This is a genomic window from Pseudomonas sp. Bc-h, from assembly GCF_002080045.1.
GTDB lineage: Bacteria > Pseudomonadota > Gammaproteobacteria > Pseudomonadales > Pseudomonadaceae > Aquipseudomonas.
Genome location: NZ_MUIN01000001.1, coordinates 28,584 through 44,413, shown reverse-complemented (window position 1 = coordinate 44,413; position 15,830 = coordinate 28,584). Strand labels below are relative to the sequence as shown.

Genomic DNA, 15,830 nt, shown 5'->3' with positions numbered 1-15,830 from the left:
CGTGTCGGGCGCCCCAGCCTCGCAAGGCTGGCCGGCGCCCTGTTTCTTCAGACGGCGAAGAGCAGGAATTCCCGCTCCCACGAGCTGATCACACGCTTGAAGTTTTCGTGCTCGGCGCGCTTGACCGCGACGTAGCCGGTAACGAAGGTCTTGCCGAGGTATTTCTCGACCGTCTTGCTGTTCTCCATCCGCTCCAACGCGTCTTCGATGGTCAACGGCAAGCGCAGGTTGCGGCGCTCGTAACCACGACCCACCACAGGCGCGCTCGGGTTAAGCCCCTCGACCATGCCGATGAAGCCACACAGCAGACTCGCGGCAATGGCCAGATACGGGTTGGCGTCGGCGCCTGGCAGGCGGTTCTCCACGCGACGGTTCTGCGGCCCGGCATCCGGCACGCGCAGGCCGACGGTGCGGTTTTCTTCGCCCCACTCCACGTTCACCGGTGCCGAGGTGTCCGGCAGGAAGCGGCGGAACGAGTTCACGTTGGGCGCGAACAGCGGCAACAACTCGGGAATCAGCTTCTGCAGGCCACCGATGTGCTGCAGAAACAGCTGGCTCATGGTTCCGTCTTCATTGGAGAAGATGTTCTTGCCGGTCTCGATGTCGATGATGCTCTGGTGCAAGTGCATGGCGCTGCCGGGCTCGCCGGTCATGGGCTTGGCCATGAAGGTCGCGGCGACATCATGCTTGAGCGCTGCTTCGCGCATGGTGCGCTTGAACACCAGGATCTGATCGGCCAGCGAAAGGGCATCGCCGTGACGGAAGTTGATTTCCATCTGCGCCGTGCCGTCTTCGTGGATCAGGGTGTCGAGGTCCAGATTCTGCAGTTCACACCAGTCGTAGACGTCTTCGAATAACGGGTCGAATTCGTTCGCCGCTTCAATGGAGAAGGACTGGCGACCGGTTTCCGGGCGGCCCGAACGGCCGACTGGCGGCTGCAATGGATAGTCGGGGTCGTCGCTGCGCTTGGTCAGATAGAACTCCATCTCCGGCGCCACGATGGGCTGCCAGCCTTGATCGGCATAGAGCTTGAGTACTTTCTTCAAGACGTTGCGCGGCGACAACTCGATAGGATTGCCTTGCTTGTCGTAGGTGTCGTGAATCACCTGCGCGGTGGGCTCGATGGCCCAGGGCACCAGATACACCGCGTTCTGGTCAGGACGGCAGAACATGTCGATGTCTGCGGGGTCCAGCAACTCGTAATAAATGTCGTCCTCGACGTAGTCTCCGGTCACGGTCTGCAGCAATACGCTCTCCGGCAAGCGCATGCCCTTTTCGGCAATGAACTTGTTGGTCGGAGAAATCTTGCCACGCGTGATACCGGTCAGGTCGGAGATCATGCACTCGACTTCGGTAATCCTGTGTTCTTTCAACCAATCGGTGAGCTGGTCGAGGTTGGTACTCATAAATACCTCAGGGGTTTCATTTCCTGGCAGCCGTCATGGCAGTCAGGCGTTTTTTGACGCGTCGACGTCGCGTTGTAGTGCCCGTTTTCGACAGGCATCGCCAAATGCCTGGAATATTGAAAGATAGTCGGGGTTTTGCGTGACCTGCCACTCCGGATGCCATTGAACGCCCAGTGCGAACACATCGGCTGTAGCAAAAGCCGCGCCCGCAGGCACCGAGATCGCTTCAATAAGGCCATCCGGCGCTGTCGCTTCGACCCGCAAACCCGGGGCAAGACGCTCGACACCCTGTCCGTGAATTGAATTGACACGAATTTCTTCCGGCAGCCCGAGCCCGGCCAAAACACCGCCCGACTGGATGTGCATCGGATGACTCGGAGCATATTGAATTTCAACGGGTTCGTTGTCTGGCTCACGATGATCCATGAACGTTCCCGTCTCGTGAACCTTTTGATGCAGGCTGCCACCAAATGCCACATTCAGCTCCTGAAATCCGCGGCAAATACCCAACACAGGCACGCCAGCGGCCACAGCAGCACGAATAAGGGGTAAGGTGGTGTGGTCGCGTGCAGGATCATGAGCAGTACCCGGCGCGCTGGCGGGACCACTATAGTGATAGGGTTCGACGTTGGATGGAGAACCGGTGAAGAGCAGACCATCGACCGCCGCGAGTATGTCGGCTGGATCGAGGAGCTCTGCCAGTGACGGCAGAATCAGCGGCAGGCCCTTGGCAGCGACGGCAACTGCGCGGACGTATTTGTCACCACTGATGTGATAGGCATGCGAGCCAATTTGCTGAGTGCAGGCGGTGACGCCGATCAGCGGAAGGCGAGACATGTGACCCCCGGTATTATTGCTGTTATGGGTTGCGACCGAGCTTAGCCTTGTTCATTTTTTTACACAACAGCCCCGTAAAAAATAAAACACGCCTCGCTCAAGATCGCAGTTCCCACCCCGTCCAACGGCTGAAATCCGCCCTAAAGTGCGGCAAAAACGGCCCAGAGGCGCCTTTTTAGGGCAAAACAGGCCTCTCTTGACTTCATTCGGGCTTTCGGATTGACTGAACCCCGTAATGCTCGATGATTGATATTTTCAACAACAAAGGTGTTGCATCATGTCGGTACCCCCGCGTGCCGTTCAGCTCAACGAAGCGAACGCGTTCCTTAAGGAACATCCTGAGGTTCTATACGTTGACCTTCTGATTGCAGATATGAATGGAGTGGTGCGCGGCAAGCGCATTGAACGCACCAGCCTCCATAAGGTTTACGAGAAAGGCATCAACCTCCCGGCTTCTCTATTCGCACTGGATATCAATGGCTCGACGGTGGAAAGCACCGGCCTGGGTCTGGACATCGGTGACGCTGACCGAATCTGTTATCCAATCCCCGACACTCTCTGCAACGAACCGTGGCAGAAGCGTCCTACCGCACAACTTCTGATGACCATGCACGAACTGGAAGGCGAGCCGTTTTTCGCCGATCCTCGTGAGGTCCTGCGCCAGGTTGTAGCCAAATTCGACGAAATGGGTCTGACCATCTGCGCCGCATTTGAGCTTGAGTTCTACCTGATCGACCAGGAGAACGTGAACGGTCGCCCACAACCGCCGCGCTCGCCGATTTCCGGCAAACGCCCGCATTCGACACAGGTCTACCTGATCGACGACCTCGACGAATACGTCGATTGCCTCCAGGACATTCTGGAAGGTGCGAAAGAGCAAGGCATCCCTGCCGACGCGATCGTCAAGGAAAGTGCTCCGGCGCAGTTCGAAGTGAACCTGCACCACACAGCCGACCCTCTGAAAGCCTGCGACTATGCAGTGCTGCTCAAGCGACTGATCAAAAACATCGCCTACGACCATGAGATGGACACCACCTTCATGGCCAAGCCGTATCCAGGCCAGGCGGGTAACGGTCTGCACGTCCACATCTCGATCCTGGATCGCGATGGCAAAAACATCTTCACCAGTGAGGATCCCGAGCAGAACGCCGCATTACGTCATGCGATCGGCGGTGTGCTCGAGACCCTACCGGCGCAGATGGCGTTCCTTTGCCCGAACGTCAACTCGTATCGCCGGTTCGGTGCTCAGTTCTACGTGCCCAACTCGCCTACATGGGGTCTTGATAACCGTACCGTCGCGGTTCGTGTGCCAACCGGCACCGCCGATGCCGTACGTATCGAGCACCGCGTCGCCGGTGCAGACGCCAACCCGTATCTGTTGATGGCTTCGGTTCTGGCGGGTATTCACCACGGTTTGACCAACAAGGTCGAGCCTGGCGCGCCGGTTGAAGGTAACTCGTACGAGCAGCATGAACAGAGCCTGCCGAACAACTTGCGCGATGCATTGCGCGAGCTCGATGACAGTGAAGTCATGGCCAGGTACATCGATCCGAAGTACATCGATATCTTCGTTGCATGTAAGGAGAGTGAGCTGGAGGAGTTCGAACACTCCATCTCCGACCTTGAATACAACTGGTATCTGCACACTGTTTGATCGCGCTACGCGGCAGTGTGAAATAAAAAGAACGCCCCCATCCGCAAGGCTGGGGGCGTTTTTTATATTAGACGGTATGCCCCCGAGCCTCGTGTTGTCTGGGCTGGCCTCATCCCGAGCAAGCTCCCTCCCGCGAGAGATCGTGGCTGCCTGAAAAATATCGATCAACCTCGGGGCTGCGATTTGCAGCATTGAAGCCGATCTCCCGAGCGACAAGGCCCCTGTGGGAAGGAGCTTGCTTGCGAGGCATTCTGTGGAGCGCCGCTGTAGAATGCCCGCAGCCCCGATCAAGAGAGCAACCGATGACCCGCCCCGCCACAACCCGCAAACCCCGCGCACGCAGCCAGGCCCGGATCGATTCGATCCTCGATGCCGCACGTACGCTGCTGGCTTCAGATGGCGTGGCAAGTCTGTCGATCTATAGCGTCGCCGAGCGCGCGGAAATCCCGCCGTCTTCGGTCTATCACTTTTTCGCCAGTGTCCCGGCACTCCTTGAAGGGCTGACCGCAGACGTCCACGCCGCCTTTCGCGACAGCCTGCAACAGCCTATCGATCACGCGCAGCTCACCCACTGGCATGACCTGTCGCGCCTGGTCGAAACGCGCATGCTCAATATCTACAGCGAAGACGCCGCTGCTCGCCAGTTGATCCTCGCCCAGCACGGCTTGACCGAGGTAACGCAGGCCGACCGTCAACACGACGTCGAACTGGGCAACCTGATGCACGAGCTGTTCGCCAGGCACTTTCACCTGCCCGCCCTGCCGGACGACGTCGAAATCTTCGCTCTGGCCCTCGAACTCGCCGACCGCGTTTACGCACGTTCGGTCCAGCTGCACAACGCGATCACCCCGCGCATGGCCGAGGAAGGTCAGCGGGTGTTCGACGCGTATCTGGGGCTTTATCTGCCGCCGTTTTTGCCCAAGCGCGCCTGGTAAATTCCGTAGCGGCCCGGCTTGCCGGCGGTGGCACTTTCAAAACCGCTACCGCCGGCAAGCCGAACTACCACAGCACCATTCTGCCCACAAAAAAAAAACAAAAAGCCCCGAAGGGCTCGCACCCTTCGGGGCTGATCACAACGCATCGATCACAACTTGGCGATCGACACCTCGGTGGATTTCACGAACGCGATCACTTCGCTGCCGACCACCAGCTCTAGTTCCTTGACCGAACGCGTGGTAATCACCGAAGTGACGATGCCCGAAGCGGTCTGAACGTCGATTTCGGACAGCACGTCGCCGGTGACGATTTCCTTGATGGTGCCTTTGAACTGGTTACGGACGTTGATGGCTTTGATAGTCATGGTATGGCTTCCTTTTTGAGATCAGTGCCCGGAGCAATATTGCACCAGGATTCAATTGGCCCAACGCAATTGCGTGGGCAGGGGTGAAGACGGTTCGGGCTCGGGTGGGCTGCCGGGCAACGACAGCACGCGGTTGAGGACTTCGGTTTCCAGTGCAGCCAGACGATACGAGCCACGCGCACGAGGCCTGGCAAGATCGACGTGAAGGTCCAGACCGATGCGGCCCTCTTCGATCAGCAACACGCGATCGGCGATGGCCACGGCCTCACTGACATCGTGGGTGACCAACAGCACCGTGAAGCCGTGCTTCTGCCAGAGGTTCTCGATCAATTGCTGCATCTCGATGCGGGTCAACGCATCCAGCGCGCCCAAGGGCTCGTCCAGCAACAGCAGACGCGGCTCGTGGATCAACGCTCGCGCCAGGGCGACACGCTGCTTCTGCCCGCCCGACAGCGCCGCCGGCCACTCGTTGGCACGTTCGGCCAGGCCCACGGCTTCAAGCGCTTCGAGCGCCTTGCCGCGCCAGTCACCGCTCAGTCCAAGCCCGACGTTGTCGATGATCTTTTTCCACGGCAGCAAACGGGCTTCCTGAAACATCAGGCGGGTGTCGTCCCGGGCATCGGCCAGTGGCGCGGAGCCTGCCAGCAACTGGCCGCTGGACGGCAGATCCAGCCCTGCCAGCAAACGCAGCAACGTGCTCTTGCCGCAACCGCTGCGACCGACAACGGCGACGAACTGGCCCGCCGGAATGTGCAGATCGATGTCTTTCAAGACTTCCCGCGAACCGAAGGTTTTCTTCAGCTTGCGCACTTGCAGGGGGATCCCGCGCAACAGGTTCGCCGGTTGTTGGAGATTGCTCATTGCGCGCCACCTTTAGCCACTTGATACGCCGGGTGCCAACGCAGGCAGACCCGCTCCAGACCACGCGCAGCGAGGTCCGCCAACTTGCCGAGTACCGCGTAGAGCACGATGGCCAGCACCACCACGTCGGTTTGCAGAAACTCGCGGGCGTTCATCGCCAGATAGCCGATGCCGGAACTGGCCGAGATGGTTTCGGCGACGATCAGCGTCAGCCACATGAAACCCAACGCGAAGCGCACCCCGACCAGAATTGAAGGCATGGCCCCCGGCAGAATCACATGCCAGAACAGACTGAAGCCGGACAAGCCGTAGCTGCGCGACATCTCCACCAACGCCGGATCGATATTGCGAATCCCGTGATAGGTGTTCAGGTAAATCGGAAACAGGGTGCCCAGCGCCACCAGAAAAATCTTCGCGCTTTCGTCAATGCCGAACCACAGGATTACCAGCGGAATCAGCGCCAGATGCGGCACGTTGCGGATCATCTGCACCGAGCTGTCGAGCAGGCGTTCGCCCCATTTCGACAGACCGGTGATGAAGCCCAGCGTCAGACCGATGCCGCCGCCGATGGCAAAGCCGATCGCCGCACGCCAGCCGCTGATAGCCAGGTGCTTCCAGATCTCGCCACTGCGCACCAACGTCACGCCTGCTTCGATCACCGCGCTTGGGGCCGGCAGAATTCGGGTAGACAGCCAGCCTGCACTGACCGCCAGTTGCCATACCGCCAACAACAAGACCGGTAGCAGCCAGGGCGCCAGTCTGTGAGTGAATCGTTCCACGCTCATGGAGTTGTCTCCTCTCAAGGCCAGGGCTTACTGCGCTTTCGCGACAGCAGCGGGTGGCGTCCAGATCACATCGGCGATGCTGAGCGGTTTGGGGATCAACTTGAGTTGATAGAAGGTGTCGGCGATTTTCTGCTGAGCAGCGATGGTTTCAGGGGTGATGAACAGTGCCCCGTAACCCTGACGCTTGACCGAAATCCGGGTGATGTCCTCTGGCAAGCCGAGCAGCGGAGCTACCTGTTTGGTGACCTCATCCGGGTTGGCCTTGGACCATTCGCCGACTGCGCGAACTTCTTCCACGAGGGTCTGAATCACCTTTGGATGTTGTTGTGCATAAGGCTTGGTCGCCAGATAGAACTGGTTGTTGTCGACGATGCCTTTGCCGTCACGCAGGGTACGCGCCTGAAGCTGTTGCTCGGCAGCGGCTTGGTACGGGTCCCAGATGACCCAGGCGTCGACGCTGCCACGCTCGAACGCTGCACGCGCATCGGCGGGCGGCAGGAACACGGTCTGGATATCGGTGTATTTCAGGCCCGCTTCTTCAAGCGCACGCACCAACAGGTAATGAACGTTGGAGCCTTTGTTGAGCACGACTTTCTTGCCCTTCAGGTCCTTCACCGAGGTAATCGGCGAGTCCTTGGGCACCAGTATGGCTTCGCTGGTCGGAGCAGGAGGTTCGGATGCCACGTAGAGCAGATCGGCGCCAGCAGCCTGGGCGAAAACAGGAGGTGTCTCGCCGGTCACTCCGAAATCGATGGAGCCGACGTTCAGTCCTTCAAGCAACTGCGGGCCACCTGGGAATTCGGTCCATTGCACCTGCACGCCTTGGTCGGCGAGTTTCTTTTCCAGCGAACCTTTGGCCTTGAGCAGCACCAGCGTGCCGTACTTCTGATAACCGATGCGCAAGGTATCGGCTTGAGCTTGGGTGAGAACGCCGAAGGAAACTGCCGCAGCAAACAGAGCGACCAGGCCTCGACGCAAAATGACAGTGCGCATGGCACGCTCCTTTGCTTGTAGCTAACAGGTGGCACCTGCTTGTCCGATGGCGGATAAGTAAGGTGTTGGAAGGGATTCATTGCCGGCAATCTCGCCAGGACGCAGAGACCTTAACAGGGCTTTGTTATTCTCTAAAATCATATTTATTCATTTGGTTAGCACCAAAATGAATATGCAATGGAACGGTCGGTTTTTTGCCGCAGATCGTTCATTTCAAGGCTGGATCACGGTTCGCCAGGCATAAAAAAACCCCGCCGAAGCGGGGTTTTTTTCAACTTAACAACTCGACGCTTATTTGAAAGCGTAGGTGTAGTTGAGGATCACACGAGTCTGATCGACGTTCTGCTGCAGCGGATACAGATCGCTGTCAGAACGCAGGTTGGCACGGCGAACGGTAACGCCAAAGCCTTTCAGGAAGCTGTCCTGGAAGACGTAGTCGATACGCATGTCGCGTTCCCACTCAGTGCCACGACCACCGGTGGCGCTGGTGCGGATCTGATCACCGTACAGGTAAGCGATCGCAGCTTTCAGGCCAGGAACACCCACGCGTGCGAAGTCGTACGAGTACTGACCGAACTTGGTCTTCTCACCGGCGCGGGTGAAGTTGGTGATCATGCTGTCGGTGAACAGGTAAACGGAGTTACCACCTTCACCTTCGTTACGACCACGACCGTCGACAACGCTGCCGTTGTTGATGATCGGCATGGCACCGCTGTCGCTGGAAGCCTGGTAACCCAACATGAACGCATGGCCACCCAGGGTATAGGTGAACATTGCGGTCCACAGATCGTTGTCGATCTCGCCGGTGTCGTTACCAGTACCGGAGTAACCGTTGCCGGTCAGACGGTAGCCAACGTTGTCGGTCTGGGAGTTCTTGCCATCGGATGTGCTGTGGAAGTAACGCAGGTCGGTTTTGAACGACTGGTCTTCACCGATTGGCAGAACGTGCAGCAAACCGAAGAAGTGCTGCTTGTAATAGTCTTCCAGGTTGGCGTAGTAGTACTGCAGGGTCAGGTCTTTGGTGAGCTTGTAGTCAGCACCGGCGAACTGGAAGTTGTTGGAGCCCTTGGTGCCACCCGCAACCGACAGGTTGTCGTAGTTGGTGGAAGCACGGCCAGCGGCCTTGGTCAGCTTACCGGCAGTCAGTGTCAGGCTGTCGATGTCCTTGGAAGTGACGATGCCACCTTCGAAGGTTTGCGGCAGCAGACGACCGTCGTTCGATACCAGGATCGGCAGGTTTGGCTGCAGCGCGTTACCGATCTTCAGCTCGGTCTTGGAGATCTTGACCTTGGCGTTGGCACCGGCGCGTGCCCAGTCGTGCTGTGGAGTACCGTCGGAGCTGGTCGGCGAAACGGTGTTGGCAGTGCTACCGTTGGCCGCGCGGTTGTCGATACCACCGCTCAGGTTGATACCGTACATGCCTTGCACATCGAGACCGAAGCCTACGGTGCCAGGGGTGTAACCCGAGATAAAGTTGAACAGGAAGCCTTGAGTGGTCTGGCGTTGGTCTTGACCTTTAGCACCAGAGGAAGATGGCTCGCGTGGATCTTGTTCGAAGTACAGGGTACGGGAACTGAGGGTTGCCTTGCTGTCTTCCAGGAAACCAGCTGCACCAGCCTGAGTGGCCATTACACCTGCATATACGGCCAAGGCCAGGGTGGACTTCTTCATTGTGTTTCGCTCCTCTTGAATCTAATTTTTGTAGTTCGTTGGCCCTGTGCCGGGAGGCTCAAGACCGCGGATGCGCGATTAGCACCGGACCGGACTCAGAGAGTCAATGGACCCAAGACTAATTGACTAGACCGCGCTTCCCACTGGCTGCAAGTTAAGGGAAATCCTTTAAACCTAAAAAGACTTTGTAGACCTGCTTTTATGCCAAGCAGTTATATGTCACAAGCCGTTTCAGCCGTCCGTTGCGGAGTGTATCGGCGTCTTTACCTAATTCCCAAAAAATATTTCTACTCCGTTCGTCAGATCGATATGTTTTGCCACATCGTACGACCGGAACCAGACCGCTCAGTCACTGTCGGCCTACGAAACAAGGTGAGAATTACGAACTCAAGCCTTTGAAAATAAACAAATTAGTAGCGGCGTAGACGTATTTGTTACCGTTGTCACCCTGCTATCCGTCATTTTCCTCGACAGCGGCGATAATCACTCGTCAGTTAACTGTTGAAAGTCAGCTACGCTGAATGCTCCGCAGAAAATCCCTCGTGACATCGGCGCCAGCCACGATAATTGCGGCTCACAGCGCTCAGGGCCAAAACCCTCCGCCACAGCGAGCGTGCAGATCGTATTTACAAAATGTGACATTCAGATGAACGGTCGCAGCAGCCCCAGACCTTTTTTCGTTTTTGCGATCCTGCTCCATCTGGAACCTGAGAAATCCACTCTAAGCTCATGCAAAAAAGTTATTTATTTTGCGTTTCTTAGATCATTTACGCTCCGCAGCATTCAGTCCTCGGTCTGCCTTGATTCGGAGCGTCACCATGAAACTGCTCAACCCTCTTCGTCTGTTGGCTGCTCTCTCGCTGGCAGGCTCTGCATTGCTGGTGCAGGCGGCTGATTTCACCGTCGCTTACCAGACCACTGTGGACCCGGCCAAAGTCGCTCAAGCTGACGGAGCCTATGAAAAGGCTACGGGCTCGAAAATTTCCTGGCGCAAGTTCGATAACGGCGCAGACGTCATCACCGCCATCGCCTCAGGTGACGTGCAAATCGGTTACCTGGGGTCAAGCCCGCTGACGGCAGCTGCGACCCGCAAGCTGCCCGTGGAAACCTTTCTGATCGCGACGCAGATCGGTGCAGCTGAGGCGCTGGTCGCTCGCAACGGTTCCGGCATCAATGGCCCGCAAGACCTCATCGGCAAGAAAATCGCGGTTCCCTTCGTTTCCACCGGCCACTACAGCCTGCTCGCAGCCCTCAAGCACTGGAACATCGACCCGGCGAAAGTGACCATCCTCAACCTCGCGCCGCCTGCCATTGCGGCGGCCTGGAAACGCGGTGATATCGACGCCACGTATGTCTGGGACCCGGCTCTGGGCGTCGCTAAGGAAACCGGCAAGGTGCTGATTACCTCGGGTGAACTGGCCAAGATCGGCGCACCTACCTTCGACGCCTGGATCGTGCGCAAGGACTTCGCCGACAAGCATCCTGAAATCGTCAAAGCCTTCGCCAAGACCACGCTCGATGCCTACGCCGACTACCGCAAAGACCCGGCCGCGTGGCTCGCCAGCAGCGGCAACGTCGACAAACTGGTGAAACTGTCCGGCGCCAAATCCGATGACATTCCCGGCTTGCTGCAAGGCAACGTCTATCCACTGGCTACCGACCAGGTGAAAGAACTTGGCGCACCGACGACCGAAGCCATCGGCAAGACCGCCGCGTTCCTCAAAGAGCAAGGCAAGGTCGATGCAGTGCTGGCTGACTACACGCCTTACGTCAGCGACAAGTTCGTCACTCAGTAACCCTCTATATATAGAAGCGGAGTCATCGCCATGGCCTTGTTACAGCTGGAGCGCATCTGCGCACAGTATCCCGGTGCGGCCGAGCCGGTGCTGTCGGACATTTCCCTGAGCCTCGGCCCGCAGCAGCTGCTGGTCGCCCTCGGCCCATCCGGCAGCGGCAAGACTTCGCTGCTGAACCTGATCGCGGGTTTCGTCGAACCGAGCGCCGGTCGCATTACCCTCGACAACGTACCGGTGAAAGGTCCGAGCGCGGAGCGCGGAGTGGTTTTCCAGGACGATGCCCTGCTGCCTTGGCAAGACGTGCTGGCCAACGTGGGTTTCGGACTGGAACTGGCAGGCGTACCTCGCGCACAACGTGAAGCCAAGGCGCGGGAAATGCTCGCGCTGGTGGATCTGGCTGGGTTCGAGAACCGTCGTATATGGCAATTGTCCGGCGGGCAAAAGCAACGTGTCGGGCTGGCCCGCGCGCTGGCCGCCGATCCACGCGTCCTGCTGATGGACGAGCCTTTCGGCGCGCTGGATGCCTTCACTCGTGAACAGATGCAGGAGCTGCTGCTGCAGGTCTGGCAACGCAGCGCCAAGCCAGTGTTCCTGATTACCCACGACATCGAAGAAGCGGTATTCCTCGCCACCGACCTGATCCTGCTGGCGCCCAACCCCGGCCAGATCGTCGAGCACCTCAAGCTCGACTTCGGCCAGCGCTACAGCGCAGGGGAATCGGCGCGGGCGATCAAGTCCGATCCTCGATTCATTGAAACCCGCGAACACGTTCTGGAGCGGGTGTTCTCTCAGCGCCAAGCCATTGCGGAGCAAAGGGCATGAGCAACTATCAATCGGCTCCGGCGACTGAAACCCTGATCTCACCAACCGAGAAGAAGGCGCCAAAGCCCTCTCCTCGCATTCAACTGAGCACGCGCGCGATCAGCGTACTGACCCTCGCCTTCCTGCTTGCCACTTGGTGGCTGGTGACGGCGTTTGAGTGGATCGAGCCGCTGTTCCTGCCGCCACCTTCAGCGGTGCTGGAAAAAGCCTGGTTGCTGATGACCAAAGGCTATATGGAGTCCACGCTCTGGCAGCATCTGGGCGCGAGTCTTCAGCGCATCGGCCTGGCCTTGGGCTTCGCTGTATTGACCGCAATTCCGGTGGGTATCGCCATCGGCCATAACCGGATCGCTCGCGGCATTTTTGATCCGCTTATCGAGTTCTACCGCCCGATTCCGCCGTTGGCTTACCTGCCACTGATCGTGATCTGGTGCGGCATCGGCGAGTTCTCCAAGGTGCTGCTGATTTATCTGGCGATCTTCGCGCCGATTGCCGCACGTTCACCCGATCTACCCCAACGTGCCGGAACAACCAGAAATCATGGTGCTCGACACCGCGCTGACCGATGTCCGCGACAACGCCATCTGGCACACCGACGTGACCTTCCTGCCGACGCCTGCGATGGGTGCCGTGCTGAGTGCCAAACAGTTACCGGCCTATGGTGGCGATACCTTGTGGGCCAGCGGGATTGCGGCATTCGAAGCGCTGTCCAGGGCGCTGCAAATCCTGCTCGACGGCCTGACCGCCACGCACGATTTCACCCGGTCTTTTCCAGTCGAACGTTTTGGCAGCACTGCGCAAGACCTGGCGCGCTGGGAAGAAACCCGCCGTCGTAACCCGCCGCTGTCGCATCCAGTCATTCGCACGCATCCCGTGAGCGGTCGCAAGGCGCTGTTCGTCAACGATGGCTTCACCTCGCGCGTCAATGAACTGGAGCCTGCGGAAAGTGAAGCGATTCTGAAATTGCTGTTCGCTCATGCCACGCGCCCCGAGTTCACCATCCGCTGGCGCTGGCAGGAAAACGACGTCGCTATGTGGGATAACCGTGTGACCCAGCATTACGCGGTGGACGACTATCGGCCTCAACGCCGGGTGATGCATCGAGCGACGATTCTGGGAGATGTGCCGTTTTAATCTTGGGGAAGACCGCAAGGCTGCGAGATAACCATCTGTAGAGCAGGGTGCAGAGGTCATTAGAGAAGTTTGAACGGCTGAGTGCATCACTTTGGTTAGGCTAGCCCCAAAAATGCGCGAATAGCGTGCAAAACCGATCAAGAAATACTCAAATCTGAAAGCTGATACGAAACAGCAAACGGCTTTCACCGCAGCAACCTCGATTAACAGGCTGTAAATCGGGCGTCTCAGGGATGTTTAGAAAATTCCTACGGCGATTTCCCAAAACTGGCACGCGCTCTGCAATAAGTTAACTATCACCAGTTTTGGGGACCTTGGTACAGGCAGGCCGGGGATTCCCCTCTTTTATTCCTCTCGGAGATTCACCTCGAGTCTCCAGCGCCCGTCCTGAGTTGCGCCGTGCCACTCACCGCGCAACGGACGGGCCGCCAGCAGGTTCAGCAACAATCCCTTATCGGTTTTCTGCACTCTCCAGCGCACGTCTCTTGCGCTCGCGAGCTTCAACTCACCCCGTTGTGCCGTACCCTGAGCATTGAAAAGCAGTGCTACCGCACCGTCGATGATTTCGCCATGCAGCTGCGGCTCGCGGTTGAACCACACCGCTACGCCGTCGGGGAGCGCTTCGATGCGCTGCAGTTCGATGGGGTCTGGCGTGGTCAGCCGACCTATCATCAAACCGACCATTAACCCGACAATCGCGATAGAGCCCAAAAACCGCGGCCACAGCTTCGGTCTCGGGTCCTCTTCAGGGGTAGAATGCATCCCGTCCTTATGTTCGGAGCCGTGCATGTTTCACGTGATCCTTTTTCAACCAGAAATTCCGCCGAATACCGGCAACATCATCAGGCTCTGCGCCAACAGTGGCTGCGACCTGCATTTGATCGAGCCGCTAGGCTTCGAGCTGGATGACAAGCGCCTGCGCCGCGCCGGGCTCGATTACCACGAGTACGCGACGCTGCATCGTCATGCCGATCTGGCCAGTTGCCTGGAAAGCATTGGCCACCCGCGGCTGTTCGCTTTTACCACAAAGGGCTCGAAGCCCTTCCACGATGTGGCGTTTCAGGAAGGCGACGCCTTTGTCTTCGGCCCGGAAAGCCGTGGCCTGCCGCCCGAGGTGCTAGACCCGCTGTCCAGCGACCAACGGCTGCGTCTGCCCATGCGTGAAGGTTGCCGAAGTTTGAACCTGTCGAACACCGTGGCCGTTGCGGTTTATGAGGGTTGGCGGCAGTTAGGCTTCAAATGACAGCAGCACGTACCCCGTGCTGTAACAGGGGACGTACGTCGTCCACATAAAAAAAGCGCCCATCACAGGCGCTTTTTTCATTCAGGCAACAACGCTTACTGAACGGTAGGAGTCGGCGTTTCGCCAGCTTCCTGCATGCGCTGCAGCTCTTGAGCGTACAGGGCATCGAAGTTCACCGGAGCCAGCATCAACGCCGGGAACGAACCGCGAACAACCAGACTGTCGATGGTTTCGCGCGCGTACGGGAACAGGATATTCGGGCAGAACGCGCCCAGGGTGTGGCTCATGGAAGCCGCGTCCAGGCCCTTGATCAGGAAGATACCGGCTTGCTGAACTTCAGCGATGAAGGCGATTTCGTCGCCGTTCTTCACTTCGACCGACAGGGTCAGCACGACCTCGTAGAAATCGTTTTCCAGCTGCTTCTGACGGGTGTTCAGGTCCAGGCCAACGCTTGGAGTCCACTCCTGACGGAAGATCGCCGGGCTTTTCGGCGCTTCGAAGGACAGGTCACGAACGTAGATGCGTTGCAGGGAGAACTGTGGAGCTTCTTCGTTGGAAGTGGCGCCGTTATTCGTTTGATCGGTCATCTCAGATCCTTCTTACTTTTAAGGTCTTGTATGTAGGGTTCGAATTCAGGCGCTCAACAGTGCGTCGAGCTTGCCAGCGCGCTCCAGCGCGAACAGATCGTCGCAACCGCCGACATGGACCGAGCCGATCCAGATCTGCGGAACTGACGTGCGCCCGGCCTTTTTGGTCATTTCAGCGCGAATCTGTGGCTTGCCGTCGACCTTGATTTCCTCGAAGTCGACGCTCTTGCTCTCGAGCAGGTACTTGGCACGAGAGCAGTAAGGGCAATAATCGCTGGAGTAGACGACGACTTCAGCCATTTCACTTCACCAGCGGCAGGTTGTCACCGCGCCACGACGAAACGCCACCCGACAGTTTGGCTGCGGAGAAGCCTGCCTTGAGCAGTTCGCTGGCCACGTGCCCTGCGTGCTGGCCGGCGGCGTCGACGATGATCAGTGTCTTGGGCTTGTACTTTTCAAGCTCCGCAGTGCGCGTCATGACTTTGTCCTGAGGGAAACTCAGGGCGCCGACAATGTGCCCGCTGGCGTAGTCCTTCTTGGGACGCACGTCGATGACAACGGCCTCGTCGCGGTTGACCATGGCGGTCAGCTCACCTGTGCTCAGGCTTTTGCCGCCCTTGTTGAGTTCTGTCGCGATCAGCAGTGCCAACAGGATGACGAAAGCGCCAGAGATCAAATAGTGATTAGTGGCAAATGCAATCAGGTGATCAACCATCATTAGGTTCCAGGGCGTTAAAATGT

16 protein-coding genes and 2 pseudogenes are annotated in these 15,830 nt (G+C 58.2%); 7 read left to right on the top strand and 11 right to left on the bottom strand.

All coding sequences use genetic code 11. From position 1 onward, the window contains the following. Window positions 1-47 precede the first annotated feature (47 nt). Both BWR59_RS00235 and BWR59_RS00230 read right to left on the bottom strand, forming a co-directional pair. Window positions 48-1,406, bottom strand: coding sequence for a glutamine synthetase family protein (locus tag BWR59_RS00235; RefSeq protein ID WP_081563643.1), 1,359 nt, complete (start codon window positions 1,404-1,406; stop codon window positions 48-50). 42 nt (window positions 1,407-1,448) lie between these two features. After that, entirely contained in the window at window positions 1,449-2,243 is a 795-nt protein-coding gene (locus BWR59_RS00230; RefSeq protein WP_081563642.1) for a gamma-glutamyl-gamma-aminobutyrate hydrolase family protein, read from the bottom strand. Between the two features lie 277 nt (window positions 2,244-2,520). Between BWR59_RS00230 and BWR59_RS00225 the strand changes: the two genes are divergently transcribed. Both BWR59_RS00225 and BWR59_RS00220 read left to right on the top strand, forming a co-directional pair. Next, window positions 2,521-3,897 (top strand): glutamine synthetase family protein, encoded by a 1,377-nt coding sequence (locus BWR59_RS00225; RefSeq protein WP_081563641.1) that lies wholly within the window; start codon window positions 2,521-2,523, stop codon window positions 3,895-3,897. Between the two features lie 302 nt (window positions 3,898-4,199). After that, complete coding sequence (locus BWR59_RS00220) at window positions 4,200-4,832, top strand: TetR/AcrR family transcriptional regulator (RefSeq protein WP_081563640.1); 633 nt, start codon at window positions 4,200-4,202, stop codon at window positions 4,830-4,832. A 149-nt stretch (window positions 4,833-4,981) separates the two neighbouring features. Here the strand turns inward: BWR59_RS00220 and BWR59_RS00215 are convergent, their stop codons facing one another. From BWR59_RS00215 to BWR59_RS00195, 5 genes are all read right to left on the bottom strand, one after another. Further along, window positions 4,982-5,197: a TOBE domain-containing protein gene (locus BWR59_RS00215; protein ID WP_062379390.1), complete on the bottom strand. Its 216-nt coding sequence runs from the start codon at window positions 5,195-5,197 to the stop codon at window positions 4,982-4,984. Between the two features lie 51 nt (window positions 5,198-5,248). Next, window positions 5,249-6,058, bottom strand: coding sequence for an aliphatic sulfonates ABC transporter ATP-binding protein (gene ssuB, locus BWR59_RS00210; RefSeq protein WP_081563639.1), 810 nt, complete (start codon window positions 6,056-6,058; stop codon window positions 5,249-5,251). Then, window positions 6,055-6,843 (bottom strand): aliphatic sulfonate ABC transporter permease SsuC, encoded by a 789-nt coding sequence (gene ssuC / locus BWR59_RS00205; RefSeq protein ID WP_081563638.1) that lies wholly within the window; start codon window positions 6,841-6,843, stop codon window positions 6,055-6,057. Before ssuC ends, ssuB begins: the two co-directional genes overlap by 4 nt. Window positions 6,844-6,870: 27 nt before the next feature. Beyond that, window positions 6,871-7,836, bottom strand: coding sequence for a sulfonate ABC transporter substrate-binding protein (locus tag BWR59_RS00200; protein WP_081563637.1), 966 nt, complete (start codon window positions 7,834-7,836; stop codon window positions 6,871-6,873). Window positions 7,837-8,127: 291 nt separating this feature from the next. After that, window positions 8,128-9,507 (bottom strand): OprD family porin, encoded by a 1,380-nt coding sequence (locus tag BWR59_RS00195; protein WP_081563636.1) that lies wholly within the window; start codon window positions 9,505-9,507, stop codon window positions 8,128-8,130. 818 nt (window positions 9,508-10,325) lie between these two features. Between BWR59_RS00195 and tauA the strand changes: the two genes are divergently transcribed. The 4 genes and pseudogenes from tauA to tauD form a co-directional block, all read left to right on the top strand. Continuing rightward, on the top strand, window positions 10,326-11,303 hold the full coding sequence (tauA, locus tag BWR59_RS00190) for a taurine ABC transporter substrate-binding protein (protein WP_081563635.1): 978 nt from the start codon (window positions 10,326-10,328) through the stop codon (window positions 11,301-11,303). A gap of 30 nt (window positions 11,304-11,333) precedes the next feature. Next, window positions 11,334-12,125, top strand: coding sequence for a taurine ABC transporter ATP-binding subunit (gene tauB, locus BWR59_RS00185; RefSeq protein WP_081563634.1), 792 nt, complete (start codon window positions 11,334-11,336; stop codon window positions 12,123-12,125). Next, window positions 12,122-12,619: pseudogene (locus tag BWR59_RS00180) on the top strand (taurine ABC transporter permease); the annotation flags it as partial. The gene tauB and the pseudogene BWR59_RS00180, both read left to right, overlap by 4 nt. Window position 12,620: 1 nt before the next feature. Next, window positions 12,621-13,259: pseudogene (gene tauD, locus BWR59_RS00175) on the top strand (taurine dioxygenase); the annotation flags it as partial. A gap of 345 nt (window positions 13,260-13,604) precedes the next feature. On the opposite strand, the gene BWR59_RS00170 reads toward tauD, so the two are convergent. After that, a complete protein-coding gene (locus BWR59_RS00170) occupies window positions 13,605-14,048 on the bottom strand; it encodes a hypothetical protein (protein WP_081563632.1) in 444 nt (147 codons plus the stop codon). Between BWR59_RS00170 and trmL the strand changes: the two genes are divergently transcribed. Further along, window positions 14,047-14,502, top strand: coding sequence for a tRNA (uridine(34)/cytosine(34)/5-carboxymethylaminomethyluridine(34)-2'-O)-methyltransferase TrmL (gene trmL / locus BWR59_RS00165; RefSeq protein WP_081563631.1), 456 nt, complete (start codon window positions 14,047-14,049; stop codon window positions 14,500-14,502). The two genes, BWR59_RS00170 and trmL, sit on opposite strands and share 2 nt — an antisense overlap. 95 nt (window positions 14,503-14,597) lie before the next feature. On the opposite strand, the gene secB is transcribed toward trmL, so the two are convergent. From secB to BWR59_RS00150, 3 genes are read right to left on the bottom strand one after another with little or no spacing between them, the layout of a single operon-like run. After that, the gene (gene secB / locus BWR59_RS00160) at window positions 14,598-15,089 is read right to left on the bottom strand and encodes a protein-export chaperone SecB (RefSeq protein ID WP_081563630.1); all 492 of its coding nucleotides are present in this window, start codon (window positions 15,087-15,089) and stop codon (window positions 14,598-14,600) included. 45 nt (window positions 15,090-15,134) lie between these two features. After that, window positions 15,135-15,389: a glutaredoxin 3 gene (gene grxC, locus BWR59_RS00155; protein WP_081563629.1), complete on the bottom strand. Its 255-nt coding sequence runs from the start codon at window positions 15,387-15,389 to the stop codon at window positions 15,135-15,137. A gap of 1 nt (window position 15,390) precedes the next feature. Continuing rightward, complete coding sequence (locus BWR59_RS00150; RefSeq protein ID WP_081563628.1) at window positions 15,391-15,804, bottom strand: rhodanese-like domain-containing protein; 414 nt, start codon at window positions 15,802-15,804, stop codon at window positions 15,391-15,393. Window positions 15,805-15,830: the final 26 nt, after the last annotated feature.